The following is a 19,441-nucleotide window of genomic DNA, read 5'->3' on the forward strand; positions in this document are numbered from 1 at the left end:
GATTTGCCCTAGTTTGGGCCCACCGCTATCTGCAGGGTTCCTCACTTCATGGCCGAAAGTCCATTGCGCGTCCAATTTCCTGCAGAAGCTGCGATGCAGGCGCGGCCGCATCACGATTTTCATATTCCCTTTCTGCCCCGCTCTGCGCATCTGCGCCATCTGATCGCCATCGGTCTCGCCGGCACCGCATCCTTCGGCCTGCTCGCCACCGTGCTCTATCCGCTGCTGGCGCGGCACACGATCGAACAGGCCGTGCCGGTGCATACGAGCCAGCTCGCGCGCCCTCAGCCAGCCATGCGTAAAGCCAGCCGGCTGGCCGCAAAGCAGCGCTTCGACGGCTCCCGCTTTGCCCAGGTGGCCGAAAAGCTGTCCAGCGGCGAAACCCGCATTTTCACCTATCATCGCACGACACTGGTCTTCAAATCCGACGAAGCCGCCCTCGTGCGCGCCAATGCCGGCGCCATGAACGCTTCTTATGGCGATGAGCGCGCCGACAACATCGTGTTTTCGCCGCCGTCGCTTTCGGATATCCGCCACGGCATCTATCCGCAGAGCAGCACGCGTTACGATGCAGTGCGCCGCTCTCGCTTCCCCGTTCGCGGCGTGCCGCTGAACGTTAGCGTATCGCGCGCGACGACCGGCGAAACCGGCCGCGAGTTCCACAGGCTCGTTTCCATGCCGAAGGACAAGCAGGATCTGCAGGACATTCTGGCATCCGCAGGCCTCAGCAGCGATGCCGGCGACGAACTGCAGCGCGCGCTGGAAACCGACACGGTTTCCCCCGGCGACAGCCTGGAACTGCTGCTTGAGAAAAAAGGCCCCAATGCCCGCCCGAAGCTGATCATGGCGCGCTTGAGCGGCGACAAGACGCCGGAGCGCGTCGTCGCCCGCGACGATGCCAATGGTTTCGTTGCGATGGCCAATGACAGGCTGTTTTCCACGCTCTACAGCGAAAGCCAGGTCGACGCTCCGTCTTCAACGGAGGTTGCGGCGGTCGATCTCAAGGGCGTCGACGAAACCGACGAGACGGCGGTCAGCACCAAGCTCGAAAGAGCCGGTCTAAGCAAGGAATATGCCTCGCAGCTCATGAAGCTCGCCAAGGCCAAGGGCATTTCACTGACCAGCATCGACGACGCTCCCGATAGCGTCGATCTGCTCTTCCGCAAGGCGGACGACGGCCGCAGCGAGCTGATGTTCATTGAATTCCATGCCGATGGCGACACGCATCGCTTCTATCTGCACAAGAATGAGGGCGAAGGCCCCTCGGAGTTCTATGATGAACGCGGCCATTCGATCGCCAAGTCGCTCGTCCACCGCCCCGTGCCGAACGGCACGCTCGGCGACGGTTTTGCCTGGCGCATCCATCCCATTCTGGGCGTGAAGAAGTTCCACAACGGCGTCGATTTCCGCGCGCCGATGGGCAGCCCGATCCAGGCTGCCGGCGACGGCGTCGTCGAGAAGATCTCCTGGGAAACCGGCTACGGCAAATATGTTCGTATCCGTCACGACGGCGGCTATGAAACCACCTACGCCCATATTTCCGCGACGCCATCGGATCTGCGCGTCGGCCAGCGCGTCACGCAAGGGCAGATCATCGCCTATGTCGGCTCGACGGGCTACTCCACCGGCCCGCACCTCTATTACGAGCTACGCGTCAACGGCCGCTACGAAAACCCTCTGACGGCGCAATTGCCCGCCGGCACCAACCTGACCGGCAAATCGCTCGACAGCCTGCGTTCGCAGGTCAGCCACGTCGAGAACATCATGAGCTATCTCGATGTTCCACCGGCTCGCGACAATTCCCCCGCCCCCTTTGCCAGCTTCGATCCGGGACCTGATGCAGGGCCTGACTTCGGTCCGAACATGGGACCGAATTGGGGACCGGGCCTGGGGCCGAACCATTTCGGCGCACCTTCTCCCTAAGCCGGCCGGAAATCCGCGCACGGACTGTCCCTTCCGATTGCCGCAGGCGACAATGGCGCCTTCATGCCGAATGCGATAACAATCTTCCTGTACGTCGCCATGGAGAAGATATCGCCGCGCACTATCTGACGGGATACCGGGTATCGCCATATGGCAATCCGCAAGGAGCAGAAATTGGCGCGCAAGCCGTTGCCGGAACGAAAACCCATGCTGCCGAATGAAAGCAGGCGACTGCGCGCCGATGCGCGACGCAACTATGACAAGCTGATCGAAGCCGCAGCGCAGGCCTTCGCCAGCCACGGCACCGCAGCCTCCCTGGAAGACATAGCGCGGCGCGCCGATGTCGGGATTGGCACGCTCTATCGCCATTTTCCGAGCCGCGAACACCTGGTGGAAGCGGTTTATCGTCATGAAGTCGAAGCGCTGTGCGATGCCGCCGAAGAGCTTTCGCGCGAGCGCGCGCCCGATGAGGCTCTGGAGGAGTGGATGAACCGTTTCGTCGGATACATCGCGACGAAACGAGGCATGGCCGACAGCCTGCGCATCCTTGTCAACAGCAACTCCAAGCTCTTTGCCGACAGCTACGGCAAGGTGCCGATCGTGCTCTCAAGCCTGATCGACCGCGCAGTAGCCGCCGGCTCGATCCGCGCCGATGTCGACAGTACCGATGTGCTGCACGCATTGTCAGGCACTTATTCGACGCCCAGCTCACCGGAATGGTATGACCGGTCCCGCCGCCTCGTGCGGCTGCTGATGGATGGCCTGCGCTGGGGCGCCCCGAAAACGCGGGCGCAGCAAGAGGCCTGATAATCGGCAGGACGCTTCCTATATGCTTTTAAACCGAGATCGTCAGGCGAGTTTCTTGCTACCGCAGTTTCGTGCTTGGCCCCTCACCCCAACCCTCTCCCTGTAATGCGGGGAGAGGGTTGGGGTGAGGGGCCGGACATATAGGCAAAACAGAACCAAGCTTCGCCTACTTTCATCAAAGCTGAGGAGAACAAGAATGTCCGAAAAGCTGGTCAAGATCCCCGGTCCTGATCATCCGATCACGATCGAGAAGAAGCAGGCGCATGTCACCGTTTCGGTCGCCGGCAAGGTGATTGCCGACACGCGCGAGGCGCTGTCGCTCAAGGAAGCGTCCTATCCGGCCGTGCTCTACATCCCCCGAAAGGATGTCGACATGTCGTTGCTGGAAAAGACCAATCACGAAACCTATTGCCCCTACAAGGGCGAGTGCTCCTATTACAGCATTCCGGCCGGCGGCGAGCGCTCGGTGAACGCCATCTGGACCTACGAAAATCCGTATCCCTCGGTCAGCGGGATCAAGGACTATATGGCGTTCTATCCCGACCGAGTCGACGTGATCGACATCGTGACCTAAAGGGCAAGTCCGCTCGACGCGTCGAAGACGTAGACCTGTTCCGGGCTGATCGAAACATTCAGCGGCTGGCCATAGCGCACCGGCGCCTCGCCATCGACGACGGCCGTCACCTGCTCGCCTGCGAGATCGAAGAGCACATGCGTCTGCGCGCCCGTCGGCTCCACAAGCAGCGTCTGGCCGCTGAGCTGAGAGCCGTTGCTTGCGAGGCTTAGATGCTCGGGCCTGAGGCCGATCTTGACGCTCTGGCCCGGCTTCACCTTGCGCTCGCCCGCGATGCGGATCGGCGTGCTGTCCTTCAGCCGCACGGCCGGCGCACCATCGACGCCATCCACCACGCCATCGAGGAAGTTCATCGCCGGCGAGCCGATGAAGCCGGCGACGAAGAGATTGGCCGGCTTGCGATAAAGCTCGATCGGCGTGCCCTGCTGTTCGATCTTGCCCTGGTTCAGTACGACGATGCGGTCGGCGAGTGTCATCGCCTCGATCTGGTCATGGGTCACGTAGACGGAGGTGGTCTGAACCTTCTGGTGCAGCGCCTTGATCTCCGAGCGCATCTGCACGCGCAGCTTCGCATCGAGGTTGGAGAGCGGCTCGTCGAACAGGAAGACGGCGGGGTTGCGCACGACGGCGCGGCCCATGGCGACGCGCTGGCGCTGGCCGCCGGAAAGCTGCGCCGGCTTGCGGTCGAGCAGCTTCGTCAAATCGAGCATGCGGGCGGCTTCGCTGACCCGCTGTTCGATGACCTGCTTGGTCTGGCCCGAGAGCTTCAGGTTGAAGCCCATGTTCTCGGCGACCGTCATATGCGGATAGAGGGCATAGGACTGGAAGACCATGGCGATGTTACGCTCGCGCGGCGTCATGGCGTTGACCACCTGCCCGCCGATCGACACATCGCCGTCGGTAATTTCCTCGAGCCCGGCGATCATCCGCAGCAGCGTCGATTTTCCGCAGCCCGAGGGGCCGACCAGCGCTATGAACTCGCCGTCGTCGATCGAAAGCGAGATATCATGGATGACCGTGAGCGCGCCATAGGCCTTGTGGATGTTGTGCAGTTCGACGGATGCCATGGTTTTTGCTCCAGTAAGAGCAATTCCAGGAAAAGTGCGTAGCGGTTTTCCGTCCGGAATTGCTAGAAAACAGAGAGATAGAGCGGTTCAGAGTTTCCTCGAAAAGCTGAACCGCTCTAGGCTCAGGATTTCACGGCGCCGGCGGTGAGGCCGGCAATGATGTGCTTCTGCGCCAGGAAGAAGACGATGATGGTGGGCAGGATAGTCAGCGTGATAAAGGCGAGCACCAGCTCCCATTCCGTGCCGAACTCGCCGCTATAGACCATCATGCCGAGCGGCCAGGGATAGATCGAATCCGAATTCAGCATGATCAGCGGCAGGATGTAGCTGTTCCAGCTGCCGACGAAGGAGATGATGCTGACCGTGGCGATGATCGGCCGCGAGAGCGGCAGCGAGATATGCCAGAAGAAACGGATATAGCCGCAACCGTCGACAAAGGCGGCCTGGAACAATTCTTCCGGAAGGTTTCGAAAATAATTGCGGAAGAGCAGGATGCTCATGCCGAGCCCGAAGGCCACCTGCGGCAGCACCACGCCCCAATAGGTATTGAGCAGGCCGAGATCGCGGATGCGGATGAACAGCGGCAGGATGGCGGTGGCCGCCGGAAACATCAGGCCGATCAGGAAATAGTTCAGCAGGAAGTTCGAGCCGAAGAATTTCACATGCGCGAAGGCGAAGGCGGCCATGGCCGAAACCGACAGCGTCAGGAACACGGTGAGAACGGCGATAATCAGCGAATTCATCATCTGCCGCCAGTAGCGGTCGCCGAACAGGATGCCGGTGTAATTCTCGAAATGCCATTCGGCCGGCAGGCCGAAGGGATTGGTTCGGAGATCGCCGAGCGACTTGAAGCCGCCAAGCGCGGTCGTCAAGAGCGGGATCAGCACGATCGCGGCGATGACGGTCAGCGACACGTAGAGATAGATCTTCGTGCCGGTGCTCAGTCGAACGGATGTGGCCATATCAGTCATTGCGCATAAATATCCGTTTGTAGCCGAAGGCGAGGGTGACGCAGATCACGAACAGCACGACGCCGACGGCGCTGCCGAGGCCGACCTGCATGCGGGTGACGCCGAAATTGTAGAGGAAGGTCACCATCGTCTGCGTCGAGTTGAACGGTCCGCCGCCGGTGAGCGGCATGATCATGTCGAAGAGCTGCAGCGATCCGACAACGGCGAAAAACACCGAAAGGCGCAGCGTCGAGCCGAGCAGCGGCAGGGTGACGTAGCGGAACTTCTGCCAGCCGGTGGCGCCGTCGATCTCGGCAGCCTCCAGCACGCTCTTGTCGAGCGATTGCAGTCCCGCGATGAACAGCATCATGTGGAAGCCGAAATATTTCCACACGATGACGCCGAGCACGGCGTACATCGCCAGATCCTTGTCGGCGAGCACATAGGGCGTCGCGGTGCCGAGGAAATGCGCGATCGCGGCAAAGAGGCCATAGTCACCATCATAGACGAAGCGCCAGATCAGGCCGGCCGCCACTTCCGCCAGCACATAAGGCAGGAAGAAGATCAGCCGGAAAAGCACGACACCGCGGATACGGTTTGCCAGCATCGTCGCCAGCCAGATGGCCAGCGGCACCTGGATGGCGATCGAGACGACGATGATGAGGGCGTTGTTCTTGAGCGACGTCAGGAACGCGCCGTTCTTGAACAGCACCTCGAAATTGCGCAGGCCGACGAACTCCGTCGGCGGACCATAGCCGTTCCAGCGATAGAAGCTGTACCAGGCCGCCTCCCCCATCGGCAGGATGACGAAGATGGTGAAAAGCAGCAGGGCTGGCGGCAGAAACAGCAGGATAACAGGCATGCGACCGCGCGCAGCCGGCGATTTTCGCTTTGCGGCGGGCCTCGCTGTTGCGACGGAGGGCATGGCGGTCGTGGCGCTGACATCGGTCATGGGCGGTCTCGACGATTGCAATTCAAAGAAAGACCGGCGCCGGCACAAGGGAGCGGCCGGCGCCGGATGCCGCTAGAGCTGGTCCTGTTCGAAGGCGTCCTGAACCTGCTGCGCGCCATCCTTCGGAGTGATCTGGCCAGAGACGATGCCGACGGAAATGTCGTTGACGACACGGCCGACGGAGGGACCGAGATCCTGGTCGAAGAAGTTCTGGTGCCAGGTCGAATGCGCCAGCTGATCGGCCGCTCCGCGCATCAGCGGCGACTTGATGCCGTCCTCCGCGCCGACAGCAACCGGAATGATCAAGCCGGACTGGGCAATCGTGCGCTCATTCTCGGCATTCGTCAGATAGGCGAGAAAATCGAGGGTCTCGGGCGGAGCCTTCTTGGTGACGGCCCAGCCATTCAGGCCGCCGAGCGTATCTGTGGGAGCGCCGGCGCCACCGGTCACAGCCGGGAAGGCGAAGCGGCCGATATTGTCGTCGGCAAGGCCCTTGCCGTCGCCCGAATTGACGCGCTGGGTGGCCACCGTCGTCTCGAAGCTCAGGATCATCGCCGCCTTGCCGTCACCGAAGACGCCAAGCGTCTGCGGCCAGGTGGCGCCGAGATAGCCGGGCTGGAAGGGATCGAGCTTGCCGAGCTCGGCAAGCTGCTCGCCGGCCTTGATGATGGCCGGGTCGGTAAAGCCGTTGCCCTTGCCGTTCTTGGCGTCGTTGAACACCTGCTGACCGCCGTCGCGCATGACGAGGTAGCTCCAGTAGAAGTGGATCGGCCACTTCTCGCCGCCACCGCCGGCGATCGGCACGATGCCCGCCGCCTTGATCTTCTTCACCGCGGCCAGATAGTCGTCCCAGGTCTTGATGGCGTCGGCATCGACGCCGGCCTTGGCGAAGAGAGCCTTGTTATAGAAGAAGGAAACGGTGCCCATCTGATAGGGCACGGCGCTGACCTTGCCGTCAAACGTCAGGCCCTTGATGGCGGCCTGATTGTAGCTCTTCTTCCAGGCGCCGTCCTTGGCATCCATCGCCGAGGTCAGATCGAGCAGCGTGCCGGTCTGCTGCTGCTGCTTCAGCACACCGCCGCCCCAGCTATAGAACAGGTCCGGAGCGTCCTTCGACTGCAAAAGGGTCGGCAGCTTGGCCTTGAAGGCTTCGTTGGCGAGGAACTGCATCTCGATCTTCGTGCCCGGATGCTTGGCCTGATATTCGTCGGCGATCTTGCGCCAGATGGCGACGTAGGCCGGATTGGCTTCGAGATGCAGCCACTTCACGGTGGTCTCGGCGGCAGCGCTCGTCACGCCGGCCAGAATCGCCAGTCCGCTCGTAGCGGCAATCGCAGCAATGCGAAGGGCTTTGGCCCCACGTAGATGGATCATGATTTTCTCCTCCCAAGGGAACCAAGAGCCTCAATATTTTTTCCCTTATGCGGAATAATTCAACGGAGCTTTGGCGAAATGTCAACCGGCACCGCTAAATTTTTGGCAGATTGGCGGCAAAATGGCTTGACATTGGGCAAGTGCCATAGGTTATTTAATTCGCACCCCGTTAAAAATACCAGTCCGCAGCCGAGCGGGTCCGTCATTCGGCACCAGTCTCATGAAAACAGCAGATCCCGAGCTTATGCGGGCGATAAACCGCTTCAATGTGCTGGATACGATCCGGCGGGCGGGCTCCATCGCACGTATCGAAATCAGCGACCGCACCCAGCTTTCGACCACGACGGTCTCAGCGATCACAGCGTCGCTGCTGGATGACGGGCTGATCCTGGCGCGCACCGAAGGCGACCTGCGAGAGGCGGCGACCCGCGGCCGGCCCCGCGTCATGCTGGAACTCAATCCGGATGCCGCGCGCGTCGTCGGCGCGAAAATCGCCGCCAACCGCATGGTCTTCGTCGTGACGGACTTCTGCGGCGAGGTTCTTTCGACGCTGACGCTGGCGCTGCGTGTCGACCGACAACCGATCGGCGTCATCGCCGATCTGATCGAGGATGGCGTGCGTCGCTGCGTCGTCGATGCCAATCTGGCGCTGGATGAGATCGATTCGGTCTGCCTCGGCCTGCCCGGCGTCATCGAGCATCGCACGGGCCATGTGCGCACCAGCCCGATCTTCCGCGAAAGCGGCGTCGATTTTGCCAAGGAAATGTCCGAGCGGCTTGGTGTCACGACCATCGTCGAAAGCGACGCGCACGCCATCACGCTCGCCCATCACTGGTTCGGCAAGGCGAGAGATCTCGATGACATGGTGCTGGTGTCGCTGGAACAGACGCTGGGGCTCGGCGTGCTGCATGGCGGCCAGCTCTTTCGCGGCGCCGGCGGCCTCAGCCATAATCTCGGCGATCTCGTTCTCGGCATCGGGCCGCACGGCATGGTCAGGCTGGCGAGCCTTGCCGGCGAAAGCGCCATTCTTGGCGATCAGCCGAGCGGCCGCTTCGCCGAAGCCATCCGGCTCGGCCAGGGCATGGCGCATGCAAAGACGCTGATTGCAGCCGATGACAATATGCTGATCGGCGCGGCGATCCGCGCCGGTGAAGCCTGCGGCACGGCGCTTGCCAATATTGTCACGCTCTTCGCCCCGCCGCGCGTCATTCTGGTGGGATCGAGCCTGGCGCTCGGCCAACCGTTCCTCGACAGCCTGCGAGAGGCCTATTCGCTGGCCATCCCACCGTCGATCAAGGGCGTGACCGAACTGGTTTTCGATCAGTCCACCGACGAGACCTGGGCGCAGGGTGCTGCGGTCGTCGCGCTACGCGAACTCTACGAATCGCCTTGGGGAACGACAGGGCCGGCACCGGCCCTCTGATCCCTAGGGACAGCAAAGACAATACATTTGGAGGAAGTCTATGAACAAGGTCGGCATCGGCATTATCGGCTGCGGAAACATTTCCGGCGCCTATCTCAAAGCGATGAAATCCTTTCCCATTCTCGACATCAAAGGCGTCGCCGACCTCAATCGCGAACTGGCGGAAGCGAAAGCCGCTGAATTCGGCCTGAAGGCGGTCGATATTGCCGCCCTGCTGGCCGACTCCTCGATCGAGATCATCGTCAACCTGACAGTCCCGAAGGCGCATGTCGCCGTCGGCCTGCAGGCGCTGGACGCCGGCAAGCACACCTATTCGGAAAAGCCGCTCGGCATCAATTTCGCCGAGGGCAAGAAGCTTGCGGATGCGGCGGCGGCCATGGGCCTGCGCATCGGCGCGGCCCCCGATACCTTCCTCGGCGGCGGCCACCAGACGGCCCGCGCCATCATCGACGAAGGCGCGATCGGTATCCCGGTCGGCGGCACCGCCACCTTCATGTGCCCCGGCCACGAGCGCTGGCATCCGAATCCGGCTTTCTATTATGAAGTCGGCGGCGGACCGATGCTCGACATGGGTCCCTATTACATTACCGATCTCGTCAACCTGCTCGGTCCTGTCTCGCAGGTCGCCGGCTTTGCCGTCACCCCGCGCAAGGAGCGCATCATCACCAGCGAGCCGCGCAACGGCGAGCACATCCCCGTGCATGTGGCGACCCACGTCGCCGGCGTCATGGCCTTTGCCAGCGGTGCAGTCGTACAGATCGGCATGAGTTTCGATGTCGCCGGCCACAAGCATGTGCCGCTCGAAGTCTACGGCACCGAGGGCACGTTGATCGTGCCCGACCCGAACCATTTCGGCGGCGCCGTCGAGTATCTCAAGAAGGGTGGCCAGTTCGAGGAGCGCGAGGTTGCGGCTCCCTATGCCGACGGCAATTATCGCTCGCTCGGCGTCGCCGATCTGGCCCATGCCATCCGCTCCAACCGGCCGCACCGCGCCAATGGCAGCCTGGCGCTGCACGTGCTCGAGGTCATGGAAGCCTTTCAGACCGCGTCCGAAACCGGACGCACGGTCACCATCGCGACGCAAACGGAACGCCCGGCCCCTCTGTCCGAGTCCCTCGTGGACGGAAAAATCGGCCGCTAACGATACAATTTCAGGAGGACTATCATGCGTGAAGCACTTATCGTCTGGGGCGGCTGGAGCGGCCATGAACCGCAGGAATGCGCCCATATCATCCGCGACATGCTGGAGGAGGACGGCTTCAAGGTCTACCTCGAAAACAGCACCGAAGCCTTCGCCGACCCTTCGATCCACGATCTCAGCCTGATCGTGCCGATCGTCACCATGTCGAAGATCGAGAAGGAAGAGGTGAAGAACCTTGCCGATGCCATCGAAAGCGGCGTCGGCATTGCCGGCTATCACGGCGGCGCCGGCGACTCGTTCCGCGAAAGCGTCGAGTACCAGTTCATCATCGGCGGCCAGTGGGTGGCCCATCCCGGCAATATCATCAACTACACGGTCAACATCACACGCCCGGACGACCCGATCATGGAGGGGATCACCGATTTCCCCTACACGTCGGAGCAATATTACATGCATGTCGACCCATCGAACGAGGTGCTGGCAACCACGACCTTCACCGGCGACCACGCCTACTGGATCGACGGCGTCGTCATGCCGGTCGCCTGGAAGCGCAAGTATGGCAAGGGCCGCGTCTTCTATTCCTCGCTCGGCCACCAGGCCAAGGAATTCGACGTGCCGCAGATGAAGGCCATCTTCCGCCGCGGCGCCAACTGGGCCGCGCGCTAAGCATCCTGAAATTTCGAAGATGATCGCCCCTCATAGTGCATGAGGGGCACCCTTGCATCTGCCGTCCGATGACGGCGCGATCGCACGCGCGACTGATCTCATCATTTCGAGCAATTCGCGAGCGGCCGGGCAGACGGCCTTGAACGACGCTCCTGCAGGATCTCCACCTATATCCTGCTCTCGAACACCTCCCCCTATCTTACCCCGGAAGTTGCACCCCTTTGCGTTCCGCGCCAAGCTCCGGCATCCCGTTTTGAGCGCACGACCGCCGGGATGGGCCGCTAGGCTCCGGGTGGCGGCGGCCGGCGTGGACGCATGGAAAAACCTGCCAGGCTCCATTCGCAATTCCAATCAATTGCTTACCAGGTTGGTGGCAAATCGCTGAAACACGCCTGAGATGAGATTTATGAAGCGAAACTGAAACGCGGCCAGTTTTCGTTTGACATTCCTTTATCTTCATTTATCGTCATTCTTGTTTCGATTTTCGTGTGTGGGATATAAATCGAAACAGGGGGAGGGGTAATTGTCCGAAAGTCAGATCAAGACGGAAGAAGGCTTGGCTTGTGGCATTAGCCGCACCACCATCAACGCCGCGCGGCGCAATTCCGGCCAGCGCTACGTTTCCGCAGGCAGATCGGCGCAATTCACTTCCAAACAATCATAATTTCAGCAACAGCCGCCGTCTAGCGACGGCATTTCCGGACGGATCAGTCTCTTAGCAATCCTCGCGGCAGCATTGATATGCGGCGCATGGAAGGAATCTATCGTGCTTGAACTCAAGGGCGTATCGAAGTCGGTCGGCGGCGAGACGCATATTGCGGAAACAAATCTGACGCTGCAGCGCGGCACGCTGAACGTGCTGCTGGGGCCGACACTTTCGGGCAAGACATCGCTGATGCGGCTGATGGCCGGCCTCGACAAGCCGACCACGGGCACGATCCATGTCGACGGCGCCGATGTTACCGGCCAGCCGGTGCAGCGCCGCAACGTCGCCATGGTCTATCAGCAGTTCATCAACTATCCCGCCATGACCGTCTATGACAACATCGCCTCGCCGATGCGGTTGAGCGGCGCAAGCGCGGCAAAGATCGATGAGGAAGTGAAGAAGGCGGCCGACCTGCTGCGTCTTGGCCCCTTCCTCGATCGCCTGCCCTTGAGCCTTTCCGGCGGCCAGCAGCAGCGCACGGCGCTCGCCCGCGCCATCGTCAAGAATGCCGGGCTGGTGCTGCTCGACGAGCCGCTCGCCAATCTCGACTACAAGCTGCGCGAGGAGCTGCGCGCCGAATTGCCGAAGATCTTCGCCGAATCCGGCGCCATCTTCGTTTATGCCACCACCGAGCCATCCGAAGCGCTGCTGCTCGGCGGCAATACGGCAACGCTGTCGAGGGGGCGCATCACGCAATTCGGGCCGACCATCGAGGTCTTCCGCAATCCGAAGGACCTGATGACCGCCACCACCTTTGCCGATCCGCCGCTGAACACGATCGCACTCGACAAGCGCGGCCGGGAATTCGTGCTTGATGGCAATATCCGCTTGCCCGTACCGAAGGGCTTGGAACACCAGCCCGACGGTCGCTACACGATCGCCTTCCAGCCGCATCATCTGGCGCTTGCACCGCAGGCACCGGAAGCAGTTGCCGCTCCGGCAAGGGTCATGGTGACCGAGATCACTGGCTCGGAGAGCTTCATCCATATCGATTTTGCCGGCCGGCGCTGGGTGATGCTGACCCAGGGCGTCCAGCATATCGATGTCGACGATGCGATCGACGTCTATATCGACCCGCGCCACATCATGGTCTTCGACACCGATGGCGCCGCCGTCACTCCCGTCCTGCAACAAGCCGCCTGAGGAGAGACCATGGCCCGCATCGACCTCGACCACATCAGGCACGCCTACAACGACCACCCGAAATCCGACGCCGATTACGCGCTGAAGGAAGTCAATCATAGCTGGGAAGACGGCAGCGCCTATGCGCTGCTCGGCCCCTCCGGCTGCGGCAAGACCACGTTGCTGAACATCGTCTCGGGTCTGGTGCAGGCCTCCGAGGGCCGCATCCTGTTCGACGGCAAGGACGTGACGCGTCTGTCGACCCAGGAGCGCAACATCGCCCAGGTCTTCCAGTTTCCGGTCGTCTACGACACGATGACCGTCTACGACAATCTCGCCTTCCCGCTGCGCAACCGGCATGTTCCGGAAGCGGACGTGAAGCGCAAGGTCGATGAAATCATCGAGATGATCGGCCTTTCCGATAGCGCCCACCGCAAGGCGCGCGGGTTGACCGCCGATGCCAAGCAGAAGATTTCCCTTGGACGCGGTCTCGTGCGCTCCGACGTCAACGCCATCCTGTTCGACGAGCCGCTGACCGTCATCGACCCGCATATGAAATGGGTGCTGCGCTCGCAGCTGAAGCAGCTGCATCGCCGCTTCGGCTTCACCATGGTCTATGTCACCCACGACCAGACGGAGGCGCTGACTTTCGCCGACAAGGTGGTGGTCATGTACAACGGCGAAGTGGTGCAGATCGGCACGCCGAACGACCTGTTCGAGCGCCCGCGCCACACCTTCGTCGGCTATTTTATCGGTTCGCCCGGCATGAATGTCATGCCCGTCGAAATCGAGGGCAGCAGCGCGCGCCTCGGCAACCGCACGATCGCGTTGCCCGGCGCGCCGCTTGAAAAACGCACCGGCCGTTCCGAACTCGGCATCCGCCCGGAATTCGTCCGCATCGGCCGCGACGGCATGCCCGCTACCGTCACCAAGGTCGAGGATCTCGGCCGCCGCAAGGTGGTGCGCGCCAAGCTCGACGGTCAGGACATCGTCGCGGTCATCGGCGAGGACCAAGTGGTGCCGGCCGAGCCGCACATCGCCTTCGATCCCGCCGGCATCAATATCTACGCCGACTCCTGGCGCATCGAGATGGGAGCCTGACGATGGACAAGACCTGGAACAACAAAGCCTGGTTCATGCTCATTCCGGTTCTGCTGCTGGTCGGCTTTTCCGCCGTCATTCCACTGATGACTGTCGTGAACTATTCGGTGCAGGACACCTTCGGCAACAACGTCTTCTTCTGGGCGGGAACGCAGTGGTTCGAAGAAATCCTCCAATCCGGCCGCTTCTGGGATTCGATGATCCGCAACCTGATCTTTTCCTTCGTCATCCTGGCGATCGAGGTGCCGCTCGGCATCTTCATCGCCCTCAACATGCCGAAGAAGGGTGTCGGCGTGCCCGTATGCCTGGTACTGATGGCCCTGCCGCTGCTCATCCCGTGGAACGTCGTCGGCACGATCTGGCAGGTCTTCGGCCGCAGCGATATCGGCCTGATGGGCTATGTCCTCGTCAATCTCGGCATCGATTACAATTATGTCTCCGACCCGGCCGACGCCTGGGCGACGATCATCCTCATGGACGTCTGGCACTGGACGAGCCTTGTCGTGCTGCTTTGCTATGCCGGCCTTGCCTCCATTCCCGATGCCTTCTACCAGGCCGCCAGGATCGACGGCGCGTCGCGCTGGTCCGTCTTCCGCTACATCCAGCTGCCGAAGATGAACCGCGTGCTGCTGATCGCCGTGCTGCTGCGCTTCATGGACAGTTTCATGATCTATACCGAACCCTTCGTCGTGACAGGCGGCGGCCCCGGCAACTCGACGACCTTCCTTTCGATCGATCTCGTGAAAATGGCGCTCGGCCAGTTCGACCTCGGCCCGGCGGCAGCGATGTCGCTCGTCTACTTCCTGATCGTGCTGCTGCTCTCCTGGGTCTTCTACACCGTCATGACCAATTACGATGCGGGAGCAAGCCGATGAGCGGCAAACCCCTTTCCACAACAGCCGGCGACGCCGCCATACACAAGCTGGCCACTTCTGATGTTGCCGCTGGCGCGACTGCCGCGACGAGCGCGCGGGTCAGCCGCCGGCACGGCGAGAAGGGCCGTTGGGCTTGGCTGGTGCCAGCGATCTACATCATCTTCCTGCTGCTGCCGATCTACTGGCTCATCAATATGAGCTTCAAGACCAACGAGGAGATCATCGGCGGGCTGACGCTCTATCCGCACCAGCCGACTCTTCGCAACTACGCGATCATTTTCACCGATCCGTCCTGGTACAAGGGCTATATCAACTCGATCACCTATGTCGTCATGAACATGGTGATCTCGGTTGCCTGCGCCCTTCCCGCAGCCTACGCCTTCTCGCGCTACCGCTTCCTCGGCGACAAGCACGTGTTCTTCTGGCTGCTGACCAACCGCATGGCGCCGCCGGCGGTCTTCGCCCTGCCCTTCTTCCAGCTCTATTCAGCCTTCGGCCTGATCGATACCCATATCGCCGTGGCGCTGGCGCACTGCCTGTTCAACGTGCCGCTGGCAGTCTGGATACTTGAAGGCTTCATGTCCGGCGTGCCGAAGGAGATCGACGAAACGGCCTATATCGACGGCTATTCATTTCCGCGCTTCTTCATCAAGATCTTCATTCCGCTGATCGCAAGCGGCATCGGCGTCGCCGCCTTCTTCTGCTTCATGTTCTCCTGGGTGGAACTGCTGATCGCCCGCACGCTGACGGTGACCGACGCCAAGCCGATCGCCGCCATCATGACGCGCACGGTCTCTGCCGCCGGCATGGACTGGGGCCTGCTTGCCGCCGCCGGTGTGCTGACGCTGATCCCCGGTGCGCTCGTCATCTACTTCGTCCGCAACTACATCGCCAAGGGCTTCGCGCTCGGCCGCGTCTGAAGGGAAACCGCTGTGAATACTGACTTTTCCTGGATGGCCTGGACGCTGCCGACGGCGCTGTTCTTTGCCACGATCTTCGCACTGCTGATCGGCATGGCGGTTTGGGAATATGTTTCGCCGGGCGGCAATCCACGCCTCGGCATCCTGCGCTTCGAAACGACGCGCGGCGACCGGCTGTTCATCTCGTTGCTCGGCGCCGCCTTCATTCATCTCGCTTGGCTTGGCCTGGGAGGGCCCAGCCTCTGGTGGGCTCTTGCTCTTTCCGTGGTCTACGCCATCGGCGTCTTCCGTTTGGTCTGAAGCAAACCGATACGGCGGCCGGGGGGTCTGGCCGCCCTGAAATGCACTCGCAACCTGTAGGGAGGATTATATGCGAAGACATCTCTTGACGACGACGGCTGTCGTCCTGCTGGCCCTGGCCGGCACGGCCCATGCCGGCATGGATGAGGCCAAGACATTTCTGGACAAGGAGGTCGGCGATCTCTCGACGCTCTCGCGCGCCGACCAGGAAAAGGAAATGCAGTGGTTCGTCGATGCGGCCAAGCCCTTCAAGGGCATGGAAATCAAGGTCGTTTCGGAAACGCTGACGACCCACCAGTATGAATCGCAGGTTCTCGCACCGGCCTTTACCGCCATCACCGGCATCAAGGTCACCCATGACGTCATCCAGGAAGGCGACGTCGTCGAGAAGATCCAGACGCAGATGCAGACCGGCCAGAACCTCTATGACGGCTGGGTCAACGATTCCGACCTGATCGGTACGCATTGGCGCTACAAGCAGGTGCGCAACCTGACGGATTGGATGGCCGATGAGGGCAAGGACGTCACCAACCCCAATCTCGACATCGCCGACTTCATCGGCAGCAGCTTCACGACCGCGCCGGACAAGAAGCTCTACCAGCTGCCCGACCAGCAGTTCGCCAACCTCTACTGGTTCCGCTACGACTGGTTCAACGACCCGAAGAACAAGGCTGATTTCAAGGCGAAATACGGCTACGAGCTCGGCGTGCCGGTCAACTGGTCGGCCTATGAGGACATCGCCCAATTCTTCACTGGCCGCGACGTCGACGGCAAGAAGGTCTTCGGCCATATGGACTATGGCAAGAAGGACCCGTCGCTCGGCTGGCGCTTCACCGACGCTTGGCTCTCGATGGCCGGCAACGGCGACAAGGGCCTGCCGAACGGCCTGCCGGTCGACGAATGGGGCATCAAGGTCGACGCCAATTCCCGCCCTGTCGGCTCCTGCGTCGCCCGCGGCGGCGATACCAACGGACCGGCTGCGGTCTATTCGATCCAGAAATATCTCGACTGGCTGAAGGCCTATGCTCCGGCGGAAGCACAGGGCATGACCTTCTCCGAATCCGGCCCGGTTCCGGCACAGGGCAACGTCGCCCAGCAGATCTTCTGGTACACGGCCTTTACCGCCGACATGGTCAAGCCCGGCCTTCCGGTCATGAATTCCGACGGCACGCCGAAGTGGCGCATGGCGCCCTCGCCGCATGGCGTCTACTGGAAGGATGGCATGAAGCTCGGCTACCAGGACGTCGGCTCCTGGACGCTGATGAAGTCAACCCCGATCGACCGCGCCAAGGCCGCATGGCTCTACGCGCAGTTCGTGACCTCGAAGACGGTGGACGTGAAGAAGAGCCATGTCGGCCTCACCTTCATCCGCGAATCCACCATCCGCGACAAGAGCTTCACCAAGCGCGCACCGGAACTTGGCGGTCTGATCGAGTTCTACCGCTCGCCTGCCCGCGTGCAGTGGTCGCCGACCGGCACGAACGTTCCCGACTATCCGAAGCTGGCGCAGCTGTGGTGGCAGGCAATCGGCGACGCCGCATCGGGTGCCAAGGATGCCCAAGGCGCCATGGATGCGCTTTGCGCCGATCAGGAACGCGTCATGCAGCGCCTGGAACGCGCAGGCGTCCAGGGCGATATCGGCCCGAAGCTCGCACAGGAACACGATCTCGCCTACTGGAACGCCGATGCCGTCAAAAACGGCCATCTCGCTCCGCAGCTGAAGATCGCCGACGAGAAGGAAAAGCCCGTCACCATCAACTATGACGAGCTGGTCAAGAGCTGGGCCGACGCGAAGAAATAACCGACCATCTATGGAGATGCGGCGGCGCCGGGGTCTGAAAGGACCCCGGCTTTTTTCGGCGTAAAGCTTGTGAGAGCGCGGCATCGGCGCAGCCAGGGATATGTGCTGCCGAGCCACCACCAATCCACCCAAGGATAGTCACGAGCTTGCGCAAGATGTTTGTTTGGCTTGGCATGGGAACTGATGGCGGAGTTCGAGGAGGGGGCACCCCTCCGTCACTCCGTGACATCTCCCCCACAAGGGGGGAGATTGGTGGCTTGCGGCACCGACTTTCCTCAAACCAACATCGTATCCGCAGAAACTGAAAGACGTTGCATTACGGAAAGTGGCTGCAAACTCATAACGATCCCCCCTTGTGGGGGAGATGTCGCGACAGCGACAGAGGGGGTTGCCGGCCATTCAGCACATTATGAAGCCTCAGCTCTTCCGCTTCAGTTTCGTCGCGCCTTCTTCCACCAGCCTCTTCGCCGCCTCGGCGACCGTGATCTTGCCGAAGGCGAGCTGGTCGGCGACGGGGCGGGCAACGTTCTGGTCGAACTCTCCCGAACCCAGAGGTGCCGGCACGGGATAGGTGCCGACCTGATCCTTCAGCAGCTCGATATATTGCACCGTCTGCTGCTCCACAGGATTGAGCGTCGGCAGGATGGCGGCGCGCACCACGGGCGACATCGGCACGCCGCGTTCTACGCCGAGAATCTTGCCGGCATCGACATCGTTGACGAAGAAATTGATGAATTTCGCCGCCGTTTCACCATTCTTGCTGGTGGCGCCCACGCTCCAGATCAGCGCCGGGCGATAGTAGTGGCCGGAAGGGCCATCCTTCTTTTCGCGCGGCAGCATGGTGACCGCGAGCTTGCTCTTGACCACGAGTTGATAGCCGACGAGCTGGTTGGAATAGGCCATGCCGATGGCCGATTTTCCGAGCGCAAGGCAATTGCTCTCGATGACGTTCTGGTCGAGCGTCTGGACATCGGCGGAGACCGTGCCACCGCGTTTGCGCAGCTCTTCCCAATAGCTGTACCATTCCTTGGCATCGTCGACGCCGAAGCCGAGCCCACCTTCCTCGGTGAAGAGGCTCTTGCCGCGCTGGCGCAGCCAGACATCGAGGACATAGTTGTAGCGCGCGCCATACGGGCCGCCCCAATAGCCGCGCTTGCCGGCCGCCTTGGTCATTTCCACTGCGAGATCGGCATATTCGGCCCAGGTCGTGGTCGGACCGGGCGGCGTCAGGCCGGTCTTCTTGAACATGTCCTCGTCATAGAACATGGCGAAGGAATTGAGCCCGAGGCCGACGCCATAGAGCTTGTTATCCACCGTGGTCAGCTTCAGCACGTCCTTGCCGAAACTGTCGACATTCAGCGTCGAGGGCACGAACTGGTCGAGCGGCATGCAGGCGCCGCGCTTGGAATAATCGGAAATCGTGCTCGGCTCCAGCTGGAAGACATCGGCGATGTTCTGGCTGGCCATGCCGGTCGCAAGCTTCGCCCAATAGCCGTCGCCGCTGATGCTCTCGCCGATGACGGACAAATCGGGGTTCTTGCTGTGAAACAGCTCGGCGACAGCGACCGTACGCTTGCCGCGATCGGGCGAGCCCCACCACATGGCCCTGAGCTGCGTGGCGTCGGCAAAGGCGGGCATCGCCCCACCTCCGAGCGCGAGACCCGCGGCGGCTCCGGCAGTTCCAATCATGAATGAGCGGCGATTCATGCGCATGAGATTCCTCCTTCTCTTGCGTTGTC

18 protein-coding genes are annotated in these 19,441 nt (G+C 61.6%); 13 read left to right on the forward strand and 5 right to left on the reverse strand.

Annotated features, from left to right (window positions below; translation table 11 throughout):
- The first annotated feature begins 48 nt into the window (after window positions 1-48).
- The 3 genes from ACIQWP_RS19460 (at window position 49) to ACIQWP_RS19470 (ending at window position 3,304) form a co-directional block, all read left to right on the forward strand.
- Complete coding sequence (locus tag ACIQWP_RS19460) at window positions 49-1,923, forward strand: M23 family metallopeptidase (RefSeq protein ID WP_402790659.1); 1,875 nt, start codon at window positions 49-51, stop codon at window positions 1,921-1,923.
- A 150-nt stretch (window positions 1,924-2,073) separates the two neighbouring features.
- Window positions 2,074-2,730, forward strand: a complete 657-nt coding sequence (locus ACIQWP_RS19465) for a TetR/AcrR family transcriptional regulator (protein WP_402790662.1) — start codon at window positions 2,074-2,076, stop codon at window positions 2,728-2,730.
- Between the two features lie 196 nt (window positions 2,731-2,926).
- The gene (locus ACIQWP_RS19470) at window positions 2,927-3,304 is read left to right on the forward strand and encodes a DUF427 domain-containing protein (protein ID WP_402790665.1); all 378 of its coding nucleotides are present in this window, start codon (window positions 2,927-2,929) and stop codon (window positions 3,302-3,304) included.
- Here the strand turns inward: ACIQWP_RS19470 and ACIQWP_RS19475 are convergent.
- The 3 genes from ACIQWP_RS19475 to ACIQWP_RS19485 form a co-directional block, all read right to left on the reverse strand.
- Window positions 3,301-4,371: an ABC transporter ATP-binding protein gene (locus ACIQWP_RS19475; RefSeq protein WP_402790668.1), complete on the reverse strand. Its 1,071-nt coding sequence runs from the start codon at window positions 4,369-4,371 to the stop codon at window positions 3,301-3,303. The two genes, ACIQWP_RS19470 and ACIQWP_RS19475, sit on opposite strands and share 4 nt — an antisense overlap.
- Before the next feature lie 122 nt (window positions 4,372-4,493).
- Window positions 4,494-5,342 carry a carbohydrate ABC transporter permease gene (locus tag ACIQWP_RS19480; RefSeq protein WP_402790671.1) on the reverse strand — a complete coding sequence of 283 codons (849 nt, stop codon included), beginning with the start codon at window positions 5,340-5,342 and terminating at the stop codon, window positions 4,494-4,496.
- Complete coding sequence (locus ACIQWP_RS19485; RefSeq protein WP_402791011.1) at window positions 5,335-6,246, reverse strand: carbohydrate ABC transporter permease; 912 nt, start codon at window positions 6,244-6,246, stop codon at window positions 5,335-5,337. The genes ACIQWP_RS19480 and ACIQWP_RS19485 overlap by 8 nt, the downstream gene beginning before the upstream one ends.
- On the opposite strand from ACIQWP_RS19485, the gene ACIQWP_RS19490 reads away from it, so the two are divergent.
- Window positions 6,182-6,349, forward strand: a complete 168-nt coding sequence (locus ACIQWP_RS19490; protein WP_402791044.1) for a hypothetical protein — start codon at window positions 6,182-6,184, stop codon at window positions 6,347-6,349. The two genes, ACIQWP_RS19485 and ACIQWP_RS19490, sit on opposite strands and share 65 nt — an antisense overlap.
- On the opposite strand, the gene ACIQWP_RS19495 is transcribed toward ACIQWP_RS19490, so the two are convergent.
- A complete protein-coding gene (locus tag ACIQWP_RS19495) occupies window positions 6,346-7,647 on the reverse strand; it encodes an ABC transporter substrate-binding protein (RefSeq protein ID WP_402790674.1) in 1,302 nt (433 codons plus the stop codon). The genes ACIQWP_RS19490 and ACIQWP_RS19495 overlap by 4 nt on opposite strands.
- A gap of 220 nt (window positions 7,648-7,867) precedes the next feature.
- On the opposite strand from ACIQWP_RS19495, the gene ACIQWP_RS19500 reads away from it, so the two are divergent.
- From ACIQWP_RS19500 to ACIQWP_RS19540, 9 genes are all read left to right on the forward strand, one after another.
- The gene (locus tag ACIQWP_RS19500) at window positions 7,868-9,070 is read left to right on the forward strand and encodes an ROK family protein (protein WP_402790677.1); all 1,203 of its coding nucleotides are present in this window, start codon (window positions 7,868-7,870) and stop codon (window positions 9,068-9,070) included.
- Window positions 9,071-9,110: 40 nt separating this feature from the next.
- Window positions 9,111-10,211: a Gfo/Idh/MocA family protein gene (locus ACIQWP_RS19505; protein ID WP_402790680.1), complete on the forward strand. Its 1,101-nt coding sequence runs from the start codon at window positions 9,111-9,113 to the stop codon at window positions 10,209-10,211.
- 24 nt (window positions 10,212-10,235) lie between these two features.
- A complete protein-coding gene (locus tag ACIQWP_RS19510) occupies window positions 10,236-10,877 on the forward strand; it encodes a ThuA domain-containing protein (RefSeq protein WP_402790683.1) in 642 nt (213 codons plus the stop codon).
- A gap of 766 nt (window positions 10,878-11,643) precedes the next feature.
- Window positions 11,644-12,726, forward strand: a complete 1,083-nt coding sequence (locus ACIQWP_RS19515) for an ABC transporter ATP-binding protein (protein ID WP_402790686.1) — start codon at window positions 11,644-11,646, stop codon at window positions 12,724-12,726.
- 9 nt (window positions 12,727-12,735) lie between these two features.
- A complete protein-coding gene (locus ACIQWP_RS19520) occupies window positions 12,736-13,806 on the forward strand; it encodes an ABC transporter ATP-binding protein (protein ID WP_402790689.1) in 1,071 nt (356 codons plus the stop codon).
- 2 nt (window positions 13,807-13,808) lie between these two features.
- Window positions 13,809-14,681, forward strand: coding sequence for a carbohydrate ABC transporter permease (locus tag ACIQWP_RS19525; RefSeq protein WP_402790692.1), 873 nt, complete (start codon window positions 13,809-13,811; stop codon window positions 14,679-14,681).
- Window positions 14,678-15,601, forward strand: a complete 924-nt coding sequence (locus ACIQWP_RS19530) for a carbohydrate ABC transporter permease (RefSeq protein ID WP_402790695.1) — start codon at window positions 14,678-14,680, stop codon at window positions 15,599-15,601. The genes ACIQWP_RS19525 and ACIQWP_RS19530 overlap by 4 nt, the downstream gene beginning before the upstream one ends.
- A 33-nt stretch (window positions 15,602-15,634) precedes the next feature.
- The gene (locus ACIQWP_RS19535; protein ID WP_402791014.1) at window positions 15,635-15,901 is read left to right on the forward strand and encodes a DUF2160 domain-containing protein; all 267 of its coding nucleotides are present in this window, start codon (window positions 15,635-15,637) and stop codon (window positions 15,899-15,901) included.
- Between the two features lie 70 nt (window positions 15,902-15,971).
- Window positions 15,972-17,702, forward strand: coding sequence for an ABC transporter substrate-binding protein (locus ACIQWP_RS19540; RefSeq protein ID WP_402790697.1), 1,731 nt, complete (start codon window positions 15,972-15,974; stop codon window positions 17,700-17,702).
- 417 nt (window positions 17,703-18,119) lie between these two features.
- Here ACIQWP_RS19540 and ACIQWP_RS19545 read toward each other — a convergent pair whose 3' ends face one another.
- Window positions 18,120-19,415 carry an ABC transporter substrate-binding protein gene (locus tag ACIQWP_RS19545; RefSeq protein ID WP_402790700.1) on the reverse strand — a complete coding sequence of 432 codons (1,296 nt, stop codon included), beginning with the start codon at window positions 19,413-19,415 and terminating at the stop codon, window positions 18,120-18,122.
- Between the last annotated feature and the right edge of the window lie 26 nt (window positions 19,416-19,441).

Origin of the sequence: Rhizobium sp. NPDC090279 (assembly GCF_044769665.1) — a bacterium.
In the GTDB taxonomy this organism is placed as follows: domain Bacteria; phylum Pseudomonadota; class Alphaproteobacteria; order Rhizobiales; family Rhizobiaceae; genus Rhizobium.